The sequence below is a fragment of the Salmonella sp. 3C genome (assembly GCF_025426275.1).
Classification (GTDB): Bacteria; Pseudomonadota; Gammaproteobacteria; order Enterobacterales; family Enterobacteriaceae; genus Salmonella; species Salmonella enterica.
This window is the reverse complement of the sequence record NZ_CP104858.1, coordinates 728,789-750,187: the sequence shown is the minus strand read 5'-3', so window position 1 is coordinate 750,187 and position 21,399 is coordinate 728,789. Positions and strand designations below refer to the sequence as shown.

General features: G+C 46.1%; 21 protein-coding genes. 19 read left to right on the top strand and 2 right to left on the bottom strand.

Annotated elements, in window-relative coordinates; all coding sequences use genetic code 11:
- Nucleotides 1-15 precede the first annotated feature (15 nt).
- From invA to sptP, 19 genes are all read left to right on the top strand, one after another.
- Nucleotides 16-2,073, top strand: coding sequence for a type III secretion system export apparatus protein InvA (invA, locus tag N7E69_RS03525; RefSeq protein ID WP_000927212.1), 2,058 nt, complete (start codon nucleotides 16-18; stop codon nucleotides 2,071-2,073).
- 23 nt (nucleotides 2,074-2,096) lie between these two features.
- Nucleotides 2,097-2,504 carry an SPI-1 type III secretion system chaperone SpaK gene (gene spaK, locus N7E69_RS03520; protein ID WP_001164066.1) on the top strand — a complete coding sequence of 136 codons (408 nt, stop codon included), beginning with the start codon at nucleotides 2,097-2,099 and terminating at the stop codon, nucleotides 2,502-2,504.
- Entirely contained in the window at nucleotides 2,501-3,796 is a 1,296-nt protein-coding gene (invC, locus tag N7E69_RS03515; RefSeq protein ID WP_000856766.1) for a SctN family type III secretion system ATPase InvC, read from the top strand. The genes spaK and invC overlap by 4 nt, the downstream gene beginning before the upstream one ends.
- A complete protein-coding gene (gene spaM, locus N7E69_RS03510; protein ID WP_001520714.1) occupies nucleotides 3,774-4,217 on the top strand; it encodes an SPI-1 type III secretion system protein SpaM in 444 nt (147 codons plus the stop codon). The genes invC and spaM overlap by 23 nt, the downstream gene beginning before the upstream one ends.
- Nucleotides 4,217-5,227, top strand: a complete 1,011-nt coding sequence (spaN, locus tag N7E69_RS03505) for an SPI-1 type III secretion system protein SpaN (RefSeq protein ID WP_000503105.1) — start codon at nucleotides 4,217-4,219, stop codon at nucleotides 5,225-5,227. Before spaM ends, spaN begins: the two co-directional genes overlap by 1 nt.
- A complete protein-coding gene (spaO, locus tag N7E69_RS03500; RefSeq protein ID WP_000058730.1) occupies nucleotides 5,227-6,138 on the top strand; it encodes an SPI-1 type III secretion system protein SpaO in 912 nt (303 codons plus the stop codon). The genes spaN and spaO overlap by 1 nt, the downstream gene beginning before the upstream one ends.
- On the top strand, nucleotides 6,128-6,802 hold the full coding sequence (gene spaP / locus N7E69_RS03495) for an SPI-1 type III secretion system export apparatus protein SpaP (RefSeq protein WP_000526016.1): 675 nt from the start codon (nucleotides 6,128-6,130) through the stop codon (nucleotides 6,800-6,802). Before spaO ends, spaP begins: the two co-directional genes overlap by 11 nt.
- A gap of 25 nt (nucleotides 6,803-6,827) precedes the next feature.
- The gene (gene spaQ / locus N7E69_RS03490) at nucleotides 6,828-7,088 is read left to right on the top strand and encodes an SPI-1 type III secretion system export apparatus protein SpaQ (RefSeq protein WP_000342503.1); all 261 of its coding nucleotides are present in this window, start codon (nucleotides 6,828-6,830) and stop codon (nucleotides 7,086-7,088) included.
- A 3-nt stretch (nucleotides 7,089-7,091) separates the two neighbouring features.
- Complete coding sequence (gene spaR / locus N7E69_RS03485) at nucleotides 7,092-7,883, top strand: SPI-1 type III secretion system export apparatus protein SpaR (protein WP_000964940.1); 792 nt, start codon at nucleotides 7,092-7,094, stop codon at nucleotides 7,881-7,883.
- Nucleotides 7,870-8,940, top strand: coding sequence for an SPI-1 type III secretion system export apparatus protein SpaS (gene spaS, locus N7E69_RS03480; RefSeq protein WP_000097719.1), 1,071 nt, complete (start codon nucleotides 7,870-7,872; stop codon nucleotides 8,938-8,940). Before spaR ends, spaS begins: the two co-directional genes overlap by 14 nt.
- Before the next feature lie 137 nt (nucleotides 8,941-9,077).
- On the top strand, nucleotides 9,078-9,575 hold the full coding sequence (gene sicA, locus N7E69_RS03475; RefSeq protein WP_000386309.1) for a SycD/LcrH family type III secretion system chaperone SicA: 498 nt from the start codon (nucleotides 9,078-9,080) through the stop codon (nucleotides 9,573-9,575).
- Nucleotides 9,576-9,577: 2 nt separating this feature from the next.
- The gene (gene sipB, locus N7E69_RS03470) at nucleotides 9,578-11,359 is read left to right on the top strand and encodes an SPI-1 type III secretion system needle tip complex protein SipB (protein WP_000245788.1); all 1,782 of its coding nucleotides are present in this window, start codon (nucleotides 9,578-9,580) and stop codon (nucleotides 11,357-11,359) included.
- 27 nt (nucleotides 11,360-11,386) lie between these two features.
- Complete coding sequence (gene sipC, locus N7E69_RS03465) at nucleotides 11,387-12,616, top strand: SPI-1 type III secretion system needle tip complex protein SipC (RefSeq protein WP_000909019.1); 1,230 nt, start codon at nucleotides 11,387-11,389, stop codon at nucleotides 12,614-12,616.
- A 70-nt stretch (nucleotides 12,617-12,686) separates the two neighbouring features.
- Complete coding sequence (gene sipD / locus N7E69_RS03460) at nucleotides 12,687-13,718, top strand: SPI-1 type III secretion system needle tip complex protein SipD (RefSeq protein WP_108610885.1); 1,032 nt, start codon at nucleotides 12,687-12,689, stop codon at nucleotides 13,716-13,718.
- A gap of 18 nt (nucleotides 13,719-13,736) precedes the next feature.
- Nucleotides 13,737-15,794, top strand: coding sequence for an SPI-1 type III secretion system effector SipA (gene sipA / locus N7E69_RS03455; RefSeq protein WP_000258819.1), 2,058 nt, complete (start codon nucleotides 13,737-13,739; stop codon nucleotides 15,792-15,794).
- Nucleotides 15,795-15,812: 18 nt separating this feature from the next.
- Entirely contained in the window at nucleotides 15,813-16,061 is a 249-nt protein-coding gene (locus tag N7E69_RS03450; protein WP_001055579.1) for an acyl carrier protein, read from the top strand.
- A 43-nt stretch (nucleotides 16,062-16,104) separates the two neighbouring features.
- Entirely contained in the window at nucleotides 16,105-16,365 is a 261-nt protein-coding gene (locus N7E69_RS03445) for a hypothetical protein (RefSeq protein ID WP_000692254.1), read from the top strand.
- Nucleotides 16,366-16,391: 26 nt separating this feature from the next.
- On the top strand, nucleotides 16,392-16,784 hold the full coding sequence (sicP, locus tag N7E69_RS03440) for a chaperone SicP (RefSeq protein WP_001147852.1): 393 nt from the start codon (nucleotides 16,392-16,394) through the stop codon (nucleotides 16,782-16,784).
- Entirely contained in the window at nucleotides 16,771-18,402 is a 1,632-nt protein-coding gene (gene sptP, locus N7E69_RS03435) for an SPI-1 type III secretion system effector GTPase-activating protein SptP (protein WP_000922298.1), read from the top strand. Before sicP ends, sptP begins: the two co-directional genes overlap by 14 nt.
- A gap of 53 nt (nucleotides 18,403-18,455) precedes the next feature.
- Here sptP and iagB read toward each other — a convergent pair whose 3' ends face one another.
- A complete protein-coding gene (iagB, locus tag N7E69_RS03430) occupies nucleotides 18,456-18,938 on the bottom strand; it encodes an SPI-1 type III secretion system invasion protein IagB (protein ID WP_000558929.1) in 483 nt (160 codons plus the stop codon).
- A gap of 17 nt (nucleotides 18,939-18,955) precedes the next feature.
- Nucleotides 18,956-20,617, bottom strand: a complete 1,662-nt coding sequence (hilA, locus tag N7E69_RS03425; RefSeq protein ID WP_001120085.1) for a transcriptional regulator HilA — start codon at nucleotides 20,615-20,617, stop codon at nucleotides 18,956-18,958.
- Between the last annotated feature and the right edge of the window lie 782 nt (nucleotides 20,618-21,399).

Genomic DNA, 21,399 nt, shown 5'->3' with positions numbered 1-21,399 from the left:
AACAGGATACCTATAGTGCTGCTTTCTCTACTTAACAGTGCTCGTTTACGACCTGAATTACTGATTCTGGTACTAATGGTGATGATCATTTCTATGTTCGTCATTCCATTACCTACCTATCTGGTTGATTTCCTGATCGCACTGAATATCGTACTGGCGATATTGGTGTTTATGGGGTCGTTCTACATTGACAGAATCCTCAGTTTTTCAACGTTTCCTGCGGTACTGTTAATTACCACGCTCTTTCGTCTGGCATTATCGATCAGTACCAGCCGTCTTATCTTGATTGAAGCCGATGCCGGTGAAATTATCGCCACGTTCGGGCAATTCGTTATTGGCGATAGCCTGGCGGTGGGTTTTGTTGTCTTCTCTATTGTCACCGTGGTCCAGTTTATCGTTATTACCAAAGGTTCAGAACGCGTCGCGGAAGTCGCGGCCCGATTTTCTCTGGATGGTATGCCCGGTAAACAGATGAGTATTGATGCCGATTTGAAGGCCGGTATTATTGATGCGGATGCTGCGCGCGAACGGCGAAGCGTACTGGAAAGGGAAAGCCAGCTTTACGGTTCCTTTGACGGTGCGATGAAGTTTATCAAAGGTGACGCTATTGCCGGCATCATTATTATCTTTGTGAACTTTATTGGCGGTATTTCGGTGGGGATGGCCCGCCATGGTATGGATTTGTCCTCCGCTCTGTCTACTTATACCATGCTGACCATTGGTGATGGTCTTGTCGCCCAGATCCCCGCATTGTTGATTGCGATTAGTGCCGGTTTTATCGTGACTCGCGTAAATGGCGATAGCGATAATATGGGGCGGAATATCATGACGCAGCTGTTGAACAACCCATTTGTATTGGTTGTTACGGCTATTTTGACCATTTCAATGGGAACTCTGCCGGGATTCCCGCTGCCGGTATTTGTTATTTTATCGGTGGTTTTAAGCGTACTCTTCTATTTTAAATTCCGTGAAGCAAAACGTAGCGCCGCCAAACCTAAAACCAGCAAAGGCGAGCAGCCGCTTAGTATTGAGGAAAAAGAAGGGTCGTCGTTGGGACTGATTGGCGATCTCGATAAAGTCTCTACAGAGACCGTACCGTTGATATTACTTGTGCCGAAGAGCCGGCGTGAAGATCTGGAAAAAGCTCAACTTGCGGAGCGTCTACGTAGTCAGTTCTTTATTGATTATGGCGTGCGCCTGCCGGAAGTATTGTTACGCGATGGCGAGGGCCTGGACGATAACAGCATCGTATTGTTGATTAATGAGATCCGTGTTGAACAATTTACGGTCTATTTTGATTTGATGCGAGTGGTAAATTATTCCGATGAAGTCGTGTCCTTTGGTATTAATCCAACAATCCATCAGCAAGGTAGCAGTCAGTATTTCTGGGTAACGCATGAAGAGGGGGAGAAACTCCGGGAGCTTGGCTATGTGTTGCGGAACGCGCTTGATGAGCTTTACCACTGTCTGGCGGTGACGCTGGCGCGCAACGTCAATGAATATTTCGGTATTCAGGAAACAAAACATATGCTGGACCAACTGGAAGCGAAATTTCCTGATTTACTTAAAGAAGTGCTCAGACATGCCACGGTACAACGTATATCTGAAGTTTTGCAGCGTTTATTAAGCGAACGTGTTTCCGTGCGTAATATGAAATTAATTATGGAAGCGCTCGCATTGTGGGCGCCAAGAGAAAAAGATGTCATTAACCTTGTAGAGCATATTCGTGGAGCAATGGCGCGTTATATTTGTCATAAATTCGCCAATGGCGGCGAATTACGAGCAGTAATGGTATCTGCTGAAGTTGAGGATGTTATTCGCAAAGGGATCCGTCAGACCTCTGGCAGTACCTTCCTCAGCCTTGACCCGGAAGCCTCCGCTAATTTGATGGATCTCATTACACTTAAGTTGGATGATTTATTGATTGCACATAAAGATCTTGTCCTCCTTACGTCTGTCGATGTCCGTCGATTTATTAAGAAAATGATTGAAGGTCGTTTTCCGGATCTGGAGGTTTTATCTTTCGGTGAGATAGCAGATAGCAAGTCAGTGAATGTTATAAAAACAATATAAGGGCTTAATTAAGGAAAAGATCTATGCAACATTTGGATATCGCTGAATTAGTTCGTTCCGCACTGGAAGTAAGTGGTTGCGATCCTTCACTCATCGGAGGAATAGATAGCCATTCAACAATTGTTCTGGATTTATTTGCATTGCCAAGTATCTGTATCAGCGTCAAGGACGATGATGTATGGATCTGGGCGCAATTGGGTGCTGACAGCATGGTGGTATTACAACAGCGGGCTTATGAAATCTTAATGACCATCATGGAAGGATGCCATTTTGCCCGCGGCGGGCAATTACTACTGGGGGAGCAGAATGGGGAGCTAACGCTTAAAGCCTTAGTGCATCCGGATTTTTTATCTGACGGTGAAAAGTTCTCTACTGCCTTGAATGGGTTTTACAACTATCTGGAAGTTTTTAGTCGGTCGCTAATGAGATGAAAACACCTCGTTTACTGCAATATCTGGCCTACCCACAAAAAATAACCGGCCCAATTATTGAGGCGGAATTGCGCGATGTGGCCATTGGCGAACTGTGTGAAATACGCCGTGGCTGGCACCAAAAACAGGTTGTTGCACGTGCGCAGGTGGTTGGCTTACAGCGGGAACGCACCGTGCTGAGCCTTATCGGCAATGCCCAGGGGCTGAGCCGCGATGTCGTGCTTTATCCCACTGGACGTGCGTTATCGGCGTGGGTGGGATACTCGGTATTAGGCGCGGTGTTGGATCCGACAGGGAAAATCGTTGAGCGTTTTACCCCTGAAGTGGCGCCGATTAGCGAAGAACGCGTTATTGATGTCGCACCGCCGTCTTACGCTTCACGCGTTGGCGTCCGTGAACCGCTGATTACCGGTGTGCGCGCGATTGACGGGTTATTGACCTGTGGCGTAGGCCAGCGAATGGGCATTTTTGCCTCCGCAGGATGCGGTAAGACCATGCTGATGCATATGCTGATCGAGCAAACGGAGGCGGATGTCTTTGTTATCGGTCTTATCGGTGAACGAGGCCGTGAGGTCACTGAATTCGTGGATATGTTGCGCGCTTCGCATAAGAAAGAAAAATGCGTGCTGGTTTTTGCCACTTCCGATTTCCCCTCGGTCGATCGCTGCAATGCGGCGCAACTGGCGACAACCGTAGCGGAATATTTTCGCGACCAGGGAAAACGGGTCGTGCTTTTTATCGATTCCATGACCCGTTATGCGCGTGCTTTGCGAGACGTGGCACTGGCGTCGGGAGAGCGTCCGGCCCGTCGAGGTTATCCCGCCTCCGTATTCGATAATTTGCCCCGCTTGCTGGAACGCCCAGGGGCGACCAGCGAGGGAAGCATTACTGCCTTTTATACGGTACTGCTGGAAAGCGAGGAAGAGGCGGACCCGATGGCGGATGAAATTCGCTCTATCCTTGACGGTCACCTGTATCTGAGCAGAAAGCTGGCCGGGCAGGGACATTACCCGGCAATCGATGTACTGAAAAGCGTAAGCCGCGTTTTTGGACAAGTCACGACGCCGACACATGCTGAACAGGCATCTGCCGTGCGTAAATTAATGACGCGTTTGGAAGAGCTCCAGCTTTTCATTGACTTGGGAGAATATCGTCCTGGCGAAAATATCGATAACGATCGGGCGATGCAGATGCGGGATAGCCTGAAAGCCTGGTTATGCCAGCCGGTAGCGCAGTATTCATCCTTTGATGACACGTTGAGCGGTATGAATGCATTCGCTGACCAGAATTAAAGTATTGCAGCGGCGCTGTACGGTATTTCATTCACAGTGTGAGTCGATATTACTTCGCTATCAGGATGAGGACCGCGGGCTGCAGGCCGAGGAGGAGGCGATCCTTGAACAAATAGCGGGTCTGAAATTGTTATTAGATACGCTGCGTGCAGAAAACAGACAGCTCAGTCGTGAGGAAATTTATACGTTATTACGTAAGCAGTCTATTGTTCGCCGGCAGATAAAAGATTTAGAACTCCAGATTATACAAATTCAGGAAAAACGGAGCGAGCTGGAAAAGAAAAGGGAAGAGTTTCAGAAAAAAAGTAAATATTGGTTGCGCAAAGAAGGGAACTATCAACGCTGGATAATCCGTCAGAAAAGATTCTATATCCAGCGAGAGATACAGCAGGAAGAGGCCGAGTCAGAGGAGATAATTTAATGGGCGATGTGTCAGCTGTCAGTTCATCCGGGAACATTTTACTGCCGCAGCAGGATGAGGTTGGCGGTTTATCAGAAGCATTAAAAAAAGCGGTGGAAAAACATAAGACAGAATATTCCGGTGATAAAAAAGATCGCGACTATGGCGATGCTTTCGTAATGCATAAAGAAACGGCTTTACCGGTATTACTGGCGGCATGGCGACATGGCGCGCCAGCGAAATCAGAACATCACAATGGCAACGTTTCTGGTCTGCATCATAACGGAAAAGGCGAACTCAGGATTGCTGAAAAACTGTTGAAAGTCACTGCTGAAAAATCTGTCGGTTTGATTTCTGCGGAGGCCAAAGTAGATAAATCCGCAGCGTTGCTATCGTCTAAAAATAGGCCGTTAGAAAGCGTAAGCGGTAAAAAATTATCTGCTGATTTAAAAGCCGTGGAGTCCGTTAGTGAAGTAGCCGATAACGCCACGGGAATCTCTGACGATAATATCAAGGCATTGCCTGGGGATAATAAAGCCATCGCGGGCGAAGGCGTTCGTAAAGAGGGCGCGCCGCTGGCGCGGGATGTCGCACCTGCCCGAATGGCCGCAGCCAATACCGGTAAGCTTGACGATAAAGATCATAAAAAGGTTAAAGATGTTTCTCAGCTTCCGCTGCAACCAACCACTATCGCCGATCTTAGCCAATTAACCGGCGGCGATGAAAAAATGCCTTTAGCGGCGCAATCAAAGCCGATGATGACTATTTTTCCGACTGCCGATGGCGTGAAAGGAGAGGATAGCTCGCTGACTTACCGTTTTCAGCGCTGGGGAAATGACTATTCCGTCAATATTCAGGCGCGGCAAGCAGGGGAGTTTTCGTTAATACCGTCAAATACGCAGGTTGAACATCGTTTGCATGATCAATGGCAAAACGGTAATCCCCAGCGCTGGCACCTGACGCGAGACGATCAACAAAATCCGCAGCAGCAACAGCACAGACAGCAATCTGGCGAGGAGGATGACGCCTGATGTCATTGCGTGTGAGACAGATTGATCGTCGCGAATGGCTATTGGCGCAAACCGCGACAGAATGCCAGCGCCATGGCCAGGAAGCTACGCTGGAATATCCGACGCGACAAGGAATGTGGGTTCGGTTGAGCGATGCAGAAAAACGGTGGTCGGCGTGGATTCAACCTGGGGACTGGCTTGAGCATGTCTCTCCCGCTCTGGCGGGGGCGGCGGTTTCTGCTGGCGCTGAGCACCTGGTCGTTCCCTGGCTTGCTGCGACAGAGCGACCGTTTGAGTTGCCCGTGCCGCATTTGTCCTGTCGGCGTTTATGCGTAGAGAACCCCGTGCCGGGAAGCGCGCTGCCGGAAGGGAAATTGTTGCACATTATGAGCGATCGGGGCGGCCTGTGGTTTGAATATCTTCCTGAACTGCCTGCAGTCGGGGGCGGCAGGCCGAAAATGCTGCGTTGGCCGTTGCGCTTTGTAATCGGTAGCAGTGATACGCAGCGTTCGTTGCTGGGCCGAATCGGGATCGGAGATGTACTCCTGATTCGTACTTCCCGTGCGGAAGTTTATTGCTACGCGAAAAAGTTAGGTCATTTCAACCGTGTTGAAGGGGGAATTATTGTGGAAACGTTAGATATTCAACATATCGAAGAAGAAAATAATACAACTGAAACTGCAGAAACTCTGCCTGGCTTGAATCAATTGCCCGTCAAACTGGAATTTGTTTTGTATCGTAAGAACGTTACCCTCGCCGAACTCGAAGCCATGGGGCAGCAACAGCTATTATCACTGCCGACCAATGCTGAACTTAACGTTGAAATTATGGCGAATGGTGTTTTGCTGGGTAATGGCGAACTGGTACAGATGAATGACACCTTAGGCGTTGAGATCCATGAATGGCTGAGCGAGTCTGGTAATGGGGAATGATATCTCATTAATTGCCTTACTGGCATTTTCCACCCTGTTGCCATTTATTATTGCGTCAGGAACCTGTTTCGTTAAATTTTCTATTGTATTTGTCATGGTGCGTAACGCCCTGGGATTGCAGCAGATACCTTCAAATATGACGCTTAACGGCGTCGCATTGCTGCTTTCTATGTTTGTTATGTGGCCAATAATGCATGATGCCTACGTCTATTTTGAGGACGAAGATGTCACCTTTAATGATATTTCGTCATTAAGTAAACACGTTGATGAAGGTCTGGATGGTTATCGCGATTATCTGATCAAATATTCAGATCGCGAGTTAGTTCAGTTTTTTGAAAACGCGCAACTGAAGCGTCAGTATGGAGAAGAGACCGAGACGGTAAAGCGTGACAAAGATGAAATTGAAAAACCATCAATATTTGCGTTATTACCTGCTTATGCGCTGAGCGAAATAAAAAGCGCGTTTAAAATTGGTTTTTATCTCTATTTGCCCTTTGTTGTCGTCGACCTGGTGGTATCCAGCGTGCTACTGGCGCTGGGGATGATGATGATGAGTCCGGTGACGATATCTACACCTATTAAGTTGGTGCTTTTTGTCGCGCTTGATGGCTGGACCTTACTGTCTAAGGGATTGATATTACAGTATATGGACATTGCAACATGACATCATTACGAGACGGGATAGTTAAATGGATGATTTAGTGTTTGCAGGTAATAAGGCGCTCTATCTTGTTTTGATCCTGTCAGGGTGGCCGACGATTGTCGCAACGATTATCGGCCTCCTGGTAGGGTTATTCCAGACGGTAACGCAATTACAGGAACAGACGCTGCCTTTTGGCATTAAATTACTTGGCGTGTGTTTATGCTTGTTTTTACTGTCTGGCTGGTATGGCGAAGTTTTACTCTCTTACGGGCGTCAGGTGATATTCCTGGCGTTGGCTAAGGGGTAAAAAATGCTTTACGCGTTGTACTTTGAAATTCATCACCTGGTTGCGTCTGCGGCACTAGGGTTTGCTCGCGTAGCGCCGATTTTTTTCTTCCTGCCGTTTTTGAATAGCGGGGTATTAAGCGGCGCGCCGAGAAACGCCATTATCATCCTGGTGGCATTGGGAGTATGGCCGCATGCATTGAACGAGGCGCCGCCGTTTTTATCGGTGGCGATGATCCCGTTAGTTCTGCAAGAAGCGGCGGTAGGCGTCATGCTGGGCTGTCTGCTGTCATGGCCTTTTTGGGTTATGCATGCGCTGGGTTGTATTATCGATAACCAGCGAGGGGCAACGCTAAGTAGCAGTATCGATCCGGCAAACGGTATTGATACCTCGGAAATGGCTAATTTCCTGAATATGTTTGCTGCTGTCGTTTATTTACAAAACGGCGGTCTGGTCACGATGGTTGACGTGTTAAATAAAAGCTATCAGCTATGCGATCCGATGAACGAGTGCACGCCTTCATTACCGCCGCTATTAACGTTTATTAATCAGGTGGCTCAAAACGCCTTGGTTCTGGCCAGTCCGGTGGTATTAGTGCTGTTGCTGTCAGAAGTATTCCTGGGTTTATTGTCGCGCTTTGCTCCGCAAATGAACGCTTTTGCGATTTCACTGACGGTAAAAAGCGGTATTGCCGTTTTAATTATGCTGCTTTATTTCTCTCCGGTACTACCGGACAATGTACTGCGACTCTCTTTCCAGGCCACAGGGTTAAGCAGTTGGTTTTACGAGCGAGGGGCGACGCATGTCCTCGAATAAAACAGAAAAACCGACTAAAAAACGGCTGGAAGACTCCGCTAAAAAAGGCCAGTCATTTAAAAGTAAAGATCTCATTATCGCCTGCCTGACGCTGGGAGGAATTGCCTATCTGGTGTCGTATGGCTCATTTAATGAGTTTATGGGGATAATTAAGATCATTATTGCGGATAATTTTGATCAGAGCATGGCTGACTACAGTTTGGCCGTTTTTGGGATAGGGTTAAAATATCTGATTCCATTTATGCTGCTCTGCTTAGTGTGTTCCGCATTACCGGCGTTATTACAGGCCGGTTTTGTGCTGGCGACAGAAGCATTAAAGCCTAATTTATCGGCGTTAAACCCGGTAGAAGGGGCAAAAAAACTTTTTAGTATGCGCACGGTTAAAGATACGGTCAAAACCCTACTGTATCTCTCATCCTTTGTGGTGGCCGCCATCATTTGCTGGAAGAAATATAAGGTTGAAATCTTTTCTCAGCTAAATGGCAATATTGTAGGTATTGCCGTCATTTGGCGTGAACTTCTCCTCGCATTGGTATTAACTTGCCTTGCTTGCGCATTGATTGTCTTATTATTGGATGCTATTGCGGAATATTTCCTGACCATGAAAGATATGAAAATGGATAAGGAAGAAGTGAAGCGTGAAATGAAGGAGCAGGAAGGGAACCCAGAGGTTAAATCTAAAAGACGTGAAGTTCATATGGAAATTCTGTCTGAACAGGTGAAATCTGATATTGAAAACTCACGCCTGATTGTTGCCAACCCCACGCATATTACGATCGGGATTTATTTTAAACCCGAATTGATGCCGATTCCGATGATCTCGGTGTATGAAACGAATCAGCGCGCACTGGCCGTCCGCGCCTATGCGGAGAAGGTTGGCGTACCTGTGATCGTCGATATCAAACTGGCGCGCAGTCTTTTCAAAACCCATCGCCGTTATGATCTGGTGAGTCTGGAAGAAATTGATGAAGTTTTACGTCTTCTGGTTTGGCTGGAAGAGGTAGAAAACGCGGGCAAAGACGTTATTCAGCCACAAGAAAACGAGGTACGGCATTGAGCCGCGTAAAGCAGTAGCGATGTATTCATTGGGCGTTTTTTGAATGTTCACTAACCACCGTCGGGGTTTAATAACTGCATCAGATAAACGCAGTCGTTAAGTTCTACAAAGTCGGTGACAGATAACAGGAGTAAGTAATGGATTATCAAAATAATGTCAGCGAAGAACGTGTTGCGGAAATGATTTGGGATGCCGTTAGTGAAGGCGCCACGCTAAAAGACGTTCATGGGATCCCTCAAGATATGATGGACGGTTTATATGCTCATGCTTATGAGTTTTATAACCAGGGACGACTGGATGAAGCTGAGACATTCTTTCGTTTCTTATGCATTTATGATTTTTACAATCCCGATTACACCATGGGACTGGCGGCGGTATGCCAACTGAAAAAACAATTTCAGAAAGCATGTGACCTTTATGCAGTAGCGTTTACGTTACTTAAAAATGATTATCGCCCCGTTTTTTTTACCGGGCAGTGTCAATTATTAATGCGTAAGGCAGCAAAAGCCAGACAGTGTTTTGAACTTGTCAATGAACGTACTGAAGATGAGTCTCTGCGGGCAAAAGCGTTGGTCTATCTGGAGGCGCTAAAAACGGCGGAGACAGAGCAGCACAGTGAACAAGAAAAGGAATAATTATGGTAAATGACGCAAGTAGCATTAGCCGTAGCGGATATACCCAAAATCCGCGCCTCGCTGAGGCGGCTTTTGAAGGCGTTCGTAAGAACACGGACTTTTTAAAAGCGGCGGATAAAGCTTTTAAAGATGTGGTGGCAACGAAAGCGGGCGACCTTAAAGCCGGAACAAAGTCCGGCGAGAGCGCTATTAATACGGTGGGTCTGAAGCCGCCTACGGACGCCGCCCGGGAAAAACTCTCCAGCGAAGGGCAATTGACATTACTGCTTGGCAAGTTAATGACGCTACTGGGTGATGTTTCGCTGTCTCAACTGGAGTCTCGTCTGGCGGTATGGCAGGCGATGATTGAGTCACAAAAAGAGATGGGGATTCAGGTATCGAAAGAATTCCAGACGGCTCTGGGAGAGGCTCAGGAGGCGACGGATCTCTATGAAGCCAGTATCAAAAAGACGGATACCGCCAAGAGTGTTTATGACGCTGCGACCAAAAAACTGACGCAGGCGCAAAATAAATTGCAATCGCTGGACCCGGCTGACCCCGGCTATGCACAAGCTGAAGCCGCGGTAGAACAGGCCGGAAAAGAAGCGACAGAGGCGAAAGAGGCCTTAGATAAGGCCACGGATGCGACGGTTAAAGCAGGCACAGACGCCAAAGCGAAAGCCGAGAAAGCGGATAACATTCTGACCAAATTCCAGGGAACGGCTAATGCCGCCTCTCAGAATCAGGTTTCCCAGGGTGAGCAGGATAATCTGTCAAATGTCGCCCGCCTCACTATGCTCATGGCCATGTTTATTGAGATTGTGGGCAAAAATACGGAAGAAAGCCTGCAAAACGATCTTGCGCTTTTCAACGCCTTGCAGGAAGGGCGTCAGGCGGAGATGGAAAAGAAATCGGCTGAATTCCAGGAAGAGACGCGCAAAGCCGAGGAAACGAACCGCATTATGGGATGTATCGGGAAAGTCCTCGGCGCGCTGCTAACCATTGTCAGCGTTGTGGCCGCTGTTTTTACCGGTGGGGCGAGTCTGGCGCTGGCTGCGGTGGGACTTGCGGTAATGGTGGCCGATGAAATTGTGAAGGCGGCGACGGGGGTGTCGTTTATTCAGCAGGCGCTAAACCCGATTATGGAGCATGTGCTGAAGCCGTTAATGGAGCTGATTGGCAAGGCGATTACCAAAGCGCTGGAAGGATTAGGCGTCGATAAGAAAACGGCAGAGATGGCCGGCAGCATTGTTGGTGCGATTGTCGCCGCTATTGCCATGGTGGCGGTCATTGTGGTGGTCGCAGTTGTCGGGAAAGGCGCGGCGGCGAAACTGGGTAACGCGCTGAGCAAAATGATGGGCGAAACGATTAAGAAGTTGGTGCCTAACGTGCTGAAACAGTTGGCGCAAAACGGCAGCAAACTCTTTACCCAGGGGATGCAACGTATTACTAGCGGTCTGGGTAATGTAGGTAGCAAGATGGGCCTGCAAACGAATGCCTTAAGTAAAGAGCTGGTAGGTAATACCCTAAATAAAGTGGCGTTGGGCATGGAAGTCACGAATACCGCAGCCCAGTCAGCCGGTGGTGTTGCCGAGGGCGTATTTATTAAAAATGCCAGCGAGGCGCTTGCTGATTTTATGCTCGCCCGTTTTGCCATGGATCAGATTCAGCAGTGGCTTAAACAATCCGTAGAAATATTTGGTGAAAACCAGAAGGTAACGGCGGAACTGCAAAAAGCCATGTCTTCTGCGGTACAGCAAAATGCGGATGCTTCGCGTTTTATTCTGCGCCAGAGTCGCGCATAAAAACTGCCAAAATAAAGGGAGAAAAATATGTTAATTAGTAATGTGGGAATAAATCCCGCCGCTTATTTAAATAATCATTCTGTTGAGAATAGTTCACAGACAGCTTCGCAATCCGTTAGCGCTAAAGATATTCTGAATAGTATTGGTATTAGCAGCAGTAAAGTCAGTGACCTGGGGTTGAGTCCTACACTGAGCGCGCCTGCGCCAGGGGTATTAACGCAAACCCCCGGAACGATCACGTCCTTTTTAAAAGCCAGTATTCAAAATACCGACATGAATCAGGATTTGAATGCTCTGGCAAATAATGTCACGACTAAAGCGAATGAGGTTGTGCAAACCCAGTTACGCGAGCAGCAGGCAGAAGTCGGAAAGTTTTTTGATATTAGCGGAATGTCTTCCAGTGCCGTTGCGCTGTTGGCTGCCGCGAATACGTTAATGCTGACGTTGAACCAGGCTGATAGCAAACTGTCTGGTAAGTTGTCATTAGTCAGCTTTGATGCAGCTAAAACGACAGCAAGCTCCATGATGCGCGAAGGGATGAATGCGTTGTCCGGTAGTATTTCCCAGAGCGCGCTTCAGTTGGGGATCACTGGCGTGGGCGCCAAACTGGAATATAAGGGGCTGCAGAATGAAAGAGGCGCGCTTAAACATAATGCCGCGAAGATCGATAAACTGACCACTGAAAGCCACAGTATTAAAAACGTGCTGAACGGGCAGAATAGCGTCAAACTCGGTGCTGAAGGCGTCGATTCTCTGAAATCGTTAAATATGAAGAAAACCGGTACCGATGCGACAAAAAATCTTAATGATGCGACGCTTAAATCTAATGCCGGAACCAGCGCCACGGAAAGTCTGGGTATTAAAGACAGTAATAAACAAATCTCCCCTGAACATCAGGCTATTCTGTCGAAACGTCTTGAGTCTGTCGAATCCGATATTCGTCTTGAGCAGAATACCATGGATATGACCCGAATTGATGCGCGCAAGATGCAGATGACGGGCGATCTGATTATGAAGAACTCGGTCACGGTCGGTGGTATTGCAGGGGCGTCCGGGCAGTACGCCGCTACTCAGGAACGTTCCGAGCAGCAAATTAGCCAGGTGAATAACCGTGTTGCCAGCACCGCATCGGACGAAGCCCGTGAAAGTTCACGTAAATCGACCAGCCTGATTCAGGAAATGCTGAAAACAATGGAGAGCATTAACCAGTCGAAAGCATCCGCACTTGCTGCTATCGCAGGCAATATTCGCGCTTAATCTGAAAGGTCATCTATACGCCATCATGGGTGTGATTTAATCGCGCTCCTGATGGCGAACTGGGGATATTATGCTTAATATTCAAAATTATTCCACTTCTCCTCATCCGGGGATCGTTGCCGAACGGCCGCAGACTCCCTCGGCGAGCGAGCACGTCGAGACTGCCGTGGTACCGTCTACCACAGAACATCGCGGTACAGATATCATTTCATTATCGCAGGCGGCTACTAAAATCCAGCAGGCACAGCAGACGCTGCAGTCAACGCCACCGATCTCTGAAGAGAATAATGACGAGCGCACGCTGGCGCGCCAGCAGTTGACCAGCAGCCTGAATGCGCTGGCGAAGTCTGGCGTGTCATTATCCGCAGAACAAAATGAGAACCTGCGGAGCGCGTTTTCTGCGCCGACGTCGGCCTTATTTAGCGCTTCGCCTATGGCGCAGCCGAGAACAACCATTTCTGATGCTGAGATTTGGGATATGGTTTCCCAAAATATATCGGCGATAGGTGACAGCTATCTGGGCGTTTATGAAAACGTTGTCGCAGTCTATACCGATTTTTATCAGGCCTTCAGTGATATTCTTTCCAAAATGGGAGGCTGGTTATTACCAGGTAAGGACGGTAATACCGTTAAGCTAGATGTTACCTCACTCAAAAATGATTTAAACAGTTTAGTCAATAAATATAATCAAATAAACAGTAATACCGTTTTATTTCCAGCGCAGTCAGGCAGCGGCGTTAAAGTAGCCACTGAAGCGGAAGCGAGACAGTGGCTCAGTGAATTGAATTTACCGAATAGCTGCCTGAAATCTTATGGATCCGGTTATGTCGTCACCGTTGATCTGACGCCATTACAAAAAATGGTTCAGGATATTGATGGTTTAGGCGCGCCGGGAAAAGACTCAAAACTCGAAATGGATAACGCCAAATATCAAGCCTGGCAGTCGGGTTTTAAAGCGCAGGAAGAAAATATGAAAACCACATTACAGACGCTGACGCAAAAATATAGCAATGCCAATTCATTGTACGACAACCTGGTAAAAGTGCTGAGCAGTACGATAAGTAGCAGCCTGGAAACCGCCAAAAGCTTCCTGCAAGGATAACAGAAGAGGATATTAATAATGGTTACAAGTGTAAGGACTCAGCCCCCCGTCATAATGCCAGGTATGCAGACCGAGATCAAAACGCAGGCCACGAATCTTGCGGCGAATCTTTCCGCAGTCAGAGAAAGTGCCACAACGACGCTGTCAGGGGAAATTAAAGGCCCGCAACTGGAAGATTTTCCCGCGCTGATCAAACAGGCGAGTCTGGATGCATTGTTTAAATGCGGGAAAGACGCTGAGGCGTTAAAAGAAGTTTTTACCAATTCAAATAATGTCGCCGGTAAGAAAGCGATAATGGAGTTTGCCGGGCTCTTTCGTTCAGCGCTCAACGCCACCAGTGATTCTCCTGAGGCGAAGACGCTACTGATGAAGGTGGGGGCAGAGTATACCGCGCAAATCATAAAAGATGGCCTGAAAGAAAAGTCAGCTTTTGGGCCATGGCTGCCAGAAACAAAGAAAGCGGAAGCGAAGCTGGAAAACCTGGAAAAGCAGCTGTTAGATATTATCAAAAATAACACTGGTGGTGAATTAAGTAAATTATCGACGAATCTTGTTATGCAGGAGGTGATGCCCTATATTGCCAGCTGCATTGAACATAACTTTGGCTGTACGTTAGATCCGTTAACCCGCAGCAATCTTACGCACCTTGTTGACAAAGCGGCGGCGAAGGCGGTTGAGGCGCTTGATATGTGCCACCAAAAATTAACGCAAGAGCAGGGTACCAGCGTAGGACGGGAAGCCCGGCACCTTGAAATGCAAACGTTGATACCCCTGCTGCTACGTAATGTTTTTGCACAAATTCCTGCAGATAAACTGCCTGACCCTAAAATTCCGGAGCCTGCGGCTGGACCAGTACCTGATGGTGGGAAAAAAGCAGAACCTACGGGTATTAATATCAATATTAATATTGATAGCAGTAACCATAGCGTGGATAACAGTAAGCATATTAACAATAGCCGAAGCCATGTCGATAATAGCCAGCGCCATATCGATAATAGCAACCATGATAATAGCCGGAAGACGATTGATAATAGCCGAACATTTATTGATAACAGCCAACGCAATGGCGAGTCACACCATTCGACTAACAGCAGCAACGTAAGTCATAGTCATTCGCGTGTGGATTCGACTACGCATCAAACGGAGACGGCACACAGCGCCAGCACAGGGGCAATTGACCATGGCATCGCGGGTAAAATTGACGTCACGGCTCATGCGACGGCAGAGGCTGTGACCAACGCTTCATCCGAAAGTAAAGATGGAAAGGTGGTCACGTCAGAAAAGGGCACTACGGGTGAAACAACCTCTTTTGATGAAGTCGATGGCGTAACCAGCAAGAGCATTATCGGCAAGCCGGTACAGGCCACGGTGCACGGCGTTGATGATAATAAACAGCAAAGCCAGACGGCAGAGATTGTGAATGTGAAGCCGCTTGCCAGTCAACTGGCTGGCGTCGAGAATGTTAAAACCGATACCTTACAATCAGACACGACGGTAATTACAGGTAATAAAGCCGGTACGACCGATAATGATAATAGTCAGACAGATAAGACTGGCCCATTTTCTGGTTTGAAGTTTAAGCAAAATAGTTTCCTCTCAACAGTACCGAGCGTTACGAATATGCATTCAATGCATTTCGACGCCCGTGAGACGTTTTTGGGTGTGATACGTAAAGCCCTGGAGCCAGATACCTCCACACCGTTCCCTGTACGCAGAGCGTTTGACGGCTTGCGTGCGGAAATATTACCCAATGACACGATAAAGAGTGCAGCGTTGAAAGCGCAATGTAGCGATATTGACAAGCACCCAGAATTGAAAGCGAAAATGGAGACTCTCAAAGAGGTCATTACTCATCATCCACAAAAAGAAAAACTGGCTGAGATTGCACTGCAGTTTGCCAGAGAGGCGGGGCTGACCAGGCTAAAAGGGGAAACTGACTATGTGTTAAGTAATGTGCTGGACGGCCTTATCGGAGACGGTAGCTGGCGAGCTGGCCCGGCTTACGAGTCATACCTGAATAAACCTGGCGTGGATCGGGTTATTACTACCGTTGATGGCTTGCACATGCAGCGTTAATTAACCGGGAAAGATGCGATGAATATGGATATTGAAGCAAGAGTCAAAAAAGTGATCACCTCCTGTATTGCCGTTGATGTTGATAGTATCAATGGTCAGACCCATCTGGTTGAGGATCTTTACGCTGACTCATTGGATTTAATTGATATTGTATTTGGTCTTAGTGAGGAGTTTGACATTAGTTGCAATGAAAACGATCTTCCTGATATGACGACCTTTGCGGATATATGCCGTGTTGTTAAAAAAAGTCTTGAGTCCAGGGTGTAGTATTTTTCTCTCGCTTGACAACAATTGAATAAGATTAATTGTTATGAAAATCATCACACATGTAGTACCCGGTTCAGGTATGGCTGCAATATATGATGATATTGCTGACAGTTCGCGTTTTGTTATTAAAGGCAAGTTACGTCATGTTGAAAATGATCCGAAGGAGCTGCTGATATGTGTTCCGATGCGTAGTGAATGGCTATTCTACTGGATTAAAGGAGAGAAATATTGCGCCCGGCGATGGGCGCGAAAAAGTATCAAGACATTGTGTAACCAGATTAAATTTGAAGAAGCAATCTTATAAAAGATATAATTCAAGAGGAAAGTAAATTGCAAGCACACCAGGATATTATCGCTAATATTGGTGAGAAATTGGGTTTACCGCTCACTTTTGACGACAACAATCAGTGCTTATTATTACTCGATAGCGATATTTTTACGTCTATTGAAGCTAAAGATGATATCTGGTTATTGAACGGTATGATTATACCGTTATCGCCTGTTTGTGGCGATTCTATCTGGCGGCAGATTATGGTGATTAATGGTGAACTGGCTGCGAATAATGAAGGTACGTTAGCGTATATTGATGCCGCAGAGACGTTGTTGCTTATACATGCAATTACCGATCTGACAAATACTTACCATATTATATCGCAGCTTGAGTCATTTGTGAATCAGCAGGAAGCGCTCAAAAACATACTGCAGGAATATGCTAAAGTATGAGGAGAGAAAATTGAATAATTTAACGTTGTCTTCGTTTTCAAAAGTTGGTGTGTCGAATGATGCCCGACTTTATATTGCTAAGGAAAATACTGATAAGGCATATGTTGCGCCTGAAAAATTTTCGTCAAAAGTATTAACCTGGCTTGGAAAAATGCCGTTATTTAAAAACACTGAAGTGGTGCAAAAACATACGGAAAATATCAGAGTACAGGACCAAAAGATTTTACAGACATTTCTCCATGCACTAACGGAAAAATATGGGGAAACAGCGGTTAATGACGCACTGTTAATGTCCCGTATAAATATGAACAAACCCCTTACCCAACGTTTAGCAGTGCAGATCACGGAGTGTGTAAAAGCTGCTGACGAAGGGTTTATAAACCTTATTAAGAGCAAGGATAATGTTGGTGTCAGGAATGCCGCTTTAGTCATAAAAGGCGGCGATACAAAAGTGGCAGAAAAAAATAACGATGTTGGAGCAGAAAGTAAGCAACCTTTACTCGATATCGCGCTAAAGGGACTTAAAAGAACATTACCGCAACTGGAACAAATGGATGGAAATAGCCTGCGAGAAAACTTCCAGGAGATGGCTTCAGGTAACGGCCCGCTGCGTTCATTAATGACGAATTTACAGAATTTAAATAAAATTCCAGAGGCTAAACAACTTAATGATTATGTTACAACGTTAACAAATATTCAGGTCGGTGTAGCCCGGTTCTCACAATGGGGAACCTGTGGAGGAGAGGTTGAGAGGTGGGTTGATAAAGCCTCTACTCATGAATTAACCCAGGCTGTAAAAAAAATTCACGTTATTGCTAAAGAACTGAAAAATGTTACAGCTGAACTTGAGAAAATAGAAGCCGGCGCGCCAATGCCACAGACGATGAGCGGACCGACACTGGGCCTGGCACGGTTTGCGGTCAGCAGCATTCCAATTAATCAGCAAACCCAGGTGAAACTGAGCGATGGAATGCCTGTGCCAGTGAATACGTTAACTTTTGACGGTAAGCCTGTGGCATTAGCCGGTTCGTACCCAAAAAATACGCCGGATGCGCTGGCAGCGCATATGAAAATGCTTCTTGAAAAAGAATGCTCATGCCTAGTGGTGTTAACGTCGGAAGATCAGATGCAGGCAAAACAATTACCACCCTATTTCAGAGGGAGCTACACCTTTGGCGAGGTGCATACCAACAGCCAAAAAGTGAGCTCAGCCAGTCAGGGAGAAGCGATAGACCAATACAATATGCAACTGTCCTGCGGGGAAAAGCGGTATACAATCCCGGTATTGCATGTGAAAAATTGGCCAGATCACCAGCCGTTACCGTCTACGGATCAGTTAGAATACCTGGCGGATAGGGTGAAAAATAGTAACCAAAATGGCGCGCCGGGGCGTAGTTCATCAGATAAGCATTTACCGATGATTCATTGTCTGGGCGGAGTGGGGAGAACCGGAACGATGGCGGCGGCCCTTGTACTTAAGGATAATCCTCATAGTAATCTGGAGCAGGTACGTGCAGATTTCCGGAATTCACGGAACAATAGAATGCTGGAAGACGCCTCACAGTTTGTACAACTAAAAGCAATGCAAGCCCAGTTGCTTATGACGACGGCACGCTGATAAAAACATAGCTTACTTTTAGAACTATCTGAAAGTAAGCTATTTCTGTATAATTATTTGTTTGACGCGATAGAAAGTCTTTTGTTTTTCTCTTCTGCTGACATTCCTTTTAATTTTCTGTAATTCTCCCAAATTTTTTTAGCATAACGTTTCCTTATATCCGATCGTTTCGGCGACGTCCCGGCATTATAAGCGCCAACGGCCTCCCAGCTATAACCGTAGATTTTCATCATATCTGATAAAATGGAAGCGCCCACAATGACAGAAATGCAGGGGTCCTGTAACAACTGTTTTTCACTAATCCCCATTTTTTTCAGCCTTTTCATATGGAAGCTGTTAATTTGCATCAGGCCAAGATCGGTTGAACCATCTCGGTTATGACCAATGGCGCCAGGTTTCATCGCCGATTCCTGCTGGGCGATAGCGTAAAGTAGTTCGGATTCAATATTGAACATTTTTTCAGCCTGAAGCCAGCAATCAGCCCATGCCGTATTTATGCTAAGCAACCAGATTACGATGATAAAAAAATAATGCATATCTCCTCTCTCAGATTTTACCGTAATTTAATCAAGCGGGGATCCTGTTTCCATCTTTTGAACCAAATATTGTCTTCGTTTTTAAATTTATTCCACATTTTCTCGGCAATAGCTTCGCCGTGGGCAACCAGCACTAACGGTAATAATCCCGGATTATTATCTATACGCTGTTCACTTTCCAGAAATTCTCTTATCGTCGGTAAGGCACGCTCACTATTCTGACAATATTCAGCGTAAAGAAGATTAACAGCAATAAGTCCTGTTATTTCCTGCGTGGATATTTCTTTAGTTAATTTTCGTGCCAGTTCATGTTTACCTTTAAGCGAAAGAAACATAACCTGCATACTTAATAATATTGGATTATCCTGCAGGTGTTGTGAGCGTAATTCATCGCCTAAACGTATAGCATCATCAATACCGGTATGATAATAGGTAATCCACAGCTTAGTGATCCCTGCGGCTGCGCGCGTTGGGTCCAATTTTAAACACTCGTTAATCGTTTGTAAGGCCTCCTCCAACTGACCAGCCATGAAAAGATTCCAGCCATAATAATATTTAATATCTGCAGAAATGGGCGAAAGTAAGTTAGCTTGTTTGAATAGCAAACTCCCGACGATGTATTCTGAGTGAATCGTATTAATTAGCCCCAGTAATCCTAAAGCTTGTGGATTATTGTGGTCCAGCTCTGTCGCCTTAATCGCATGTTCTTTAGCTTTGATCATAGCGTTTTGTTTATCAAAAATCCCCATTTGCGCCATGCTGAGGTAGCATTCTGCCAGCGCACAGTAAGGCGCAATGCTGTTTGGCGACATGTTAACGCATTGAGTCAGCAATTTAAGCGCTTGCTGTAAGCTATAGGGGGTGTATTGATTTAACTCATGCTTACCGCGTAAGTAAACCATAGTACTGTCAATCGAATTTAGCTCGCTAATCTGCTTTGTGTCCCAGCGAAGTCCGGGAATACATCTGAGCAAAAGATTCGCAATTTTGTTTTGCAAGAGAGAAGCGGGTTGGTGTTCTATCAACTTAATGCTTTCCTGGTGCAGCAGGTGATAACCTTTAACCCGAACTATCTCAATCTGTACAATATTATCATTACCATCGGGTATCATCTGCCCGGAGATATAATAATCGGGGCGTAATTGATCCATGAGCTCAAGAATATCCTTAACACTGCGGCAGTTCTTCGTAATGGTCACCGGCAGCACGCTCAGGCCAAAGGGCGCATACTGCGATAATCCCTTCACGATAGAGTAATGCAGACTCTCGGATTGAACCTGATCCTGCATCTGAAAAGGAAGTATCGCCAATGTATGAGTCGTAGGTTGCGGCGCTGGCGGAGACACCACTACGACCGGACGATTAAACCGATAGCCCTGTCCGTACAGTGTTTCAATGTAACGATGCTCTTTATCTTCCGACAGAATACGTCGTAAGGCATAAATACAGCGGGTAAGAGATTCTTCGTTAACTTCCGCGTCGCCCCATACCTGGTCCAGTAAGGTGTTTTTACTCACAATCTCGCCGGCGGCTTCGAGCAGGATGACCAGAACGGCATATTCTTTTGGCGGAATATTGACTTTCTTTTCTGAGCGTAGCAGGGAGCCGTCCATGTTGAGTATGAAATCATCAAAGACGAATTTTTTATTCGATACAGGAACAGGATTAAAATGTGGCATGATAATAGTGTATTCTCTTACAGGGTGAAAAGTTATAATAACTAATACAAGTCGTTAGGATAGAATCTACTGTTTCAGTAATTCTGCTGTTAGTACTAACGGTCAGGTTGAGCTTTTATTATGAGCTTAATGTCATATTCTACGGGCTCGGGTTTATATGTTTTTAACATTTGATTATTTAGCTTATGCCTGTGCTTTAAATAACTGACATGTTGGTAATAATATTGTTATAACTAACCGTGATTATCGAATGGACGCTGCCGTATATCCTGGTGCAGAGAGAGTCAGCGCCTGGCATCTAAATATTTACATATTTAACTTGGCCTCATTGCAATAGAGATTAGTTTTGTAGCTATCTTACTGCATTTTTTTGGGGTGTAAATGCTGCTTATTATATCTTCATGGTTAATGGTCTGATAATTACACCATCAGAACCATTTTTCTCGAAGATTTCCACTAAATGACCATTCGTTGAAAGTTTAAGAGTGTAATTTGTCTTAGGTTCCAAAATATAAATGAAAGACTGTTTTTAATGGTGCGCTTATTTTTATATTTTTTTGCAAAATAATGATATCGTCTTTTCTTTACTCCCTTCAGTTATAGCGTCAAAAAGGCAGGGGGTTTATGAGCAGTATCATCCTCAGGCTGGCCCCAGGCATTATATCGATATCAGGAGGAAGAGAGGAGGTATGCCTGGCAGAAAGCTAACAAGCGTGACTGTTTCGGTATAAACCGTTCAGGCAAATAGTTCTCAGAGGGAACGGATGATGTATAAATATGAA

Bases quoted from the DNA above. Each gene is read 5' to 3' on its own strand.
- spaK (WP_001164066.1), top strand. From the start codon at position 2,097: ATGCAACATTTGGATATCGCTGAATTAGTTCGTTCCGCACTGGAAGTA.
- invC (WP_000856766.1), top strand. From the start codon at position 2,501: ATGAAAACACCTCGTTTACTGCAATATCTGGCCTACCCACAAAAAATA.
- spaM (WP_001520714.1), top strand. From the start codon at position 3,774: ATGCATTCGCTGACCAGAATTAAAGTATTGCAGCGGCGCTGTACGGTA.
- spaN (WP_000503105.1), top strand. From the start codon at position 4,217: ATGGGCGATGTGTCAGCTGTCAGTTCATCCGGGAACATTTTACTGCCG.
- spaO (WP_000058730.1), top strand. From the start codon at position 5,227: ATGTCATTGCGTGTGAGACAGATTGATCGTCGCGAATGGCTATTGGCG.
- spaP (WP_000526016.1), top strand. From the start codon at position 6,128: ATGGGGAATGATATCTCATTAATTGCCTTACTGGCATTTTCCACCCTG.
- spaQ (WP_000342503.1), top strand. From the start codon at position 6,828: ATGGATGATTTAGTGTTTGCAGGTAATAAGGCGCTCTATCTTGTTTTG.
- spaR (WP_000964940.1), top strand. From the start codon at position 7,092: ATGCTTTACGCGTTGTACTTTGAAATTCATCACCTGGTTGCGTCTGCG.
- spaS (WP_000097719.1), top strand. From the start codon at position 7,870: ATGTCCTCGAATAAAACAGAAAAACCGACTAAAAAACGGCTGGAAGAC.
- sicA (WP_000386309.1), top strand. From the start codon at position 9,078: ATGGATTATCAAAATAATGTCAGCGAAGAACGTGTTGCGGAAATGATT.
- sipB (WP_000245788.1), top strand. From the start codon at position 9,578: ATGGTAAATGACGCAAGTAGCATTAGCCGTAGCGGATATACCCAAAAT.
- sipC (WP_000909019.1), top strand. From the start codon at position 11,387: ATGTTAATTAGTAATGTGGGAATAAATCCCGCCGCTTATTTAAATAAT.
- sipD (WP_108610885.1), top strand. From the start codon at position 12,687: ATGCTTAATATTCAAAATTATTCCACTTCTCCTCATCCGGGGATCGTT.
- sipA (WP_000258819.1), top strand. From the start codon at position 13,737: ATGGTTACAAGTGTAAGGACTCAGCCCCCCGTCATAATGCCAGGTATG.
- N7E69_RS03450 (WP_001055579.1), top strand. From the start codon at position 15,813: ATGAATATGGATATTGAAGCAAGAGTCAAAAAAGTGATCACCTCCTGT.
- N7E69_RS03445 (WP_000692254.1), top strand. From the start codon at position 16,105: ATGAAAATCATCACACATGTAGTACCCGGTTCAGGTATGGCTGCAATA.
- sptP (WP_000922298.1), top strand. From the start codon at position 16,771: ATGCTAAAGTATGAGGAGAGAAAATTGAATAATTTAACGTTGTCTTCG.
- iagB (WP_000558929.1), bottom strand. From the start codon at position 18,938: ATGCATTATTTTTTTATCATCGTAATCTGGTTGCTTAGCATAAATACG.
- hilA (WP_001120085.1), bottom strand. From the start codon at position 20,617: ATGCCACATTTTAATCCTGTTCCTGTATCGAATAAAAAATTCGTCTTT.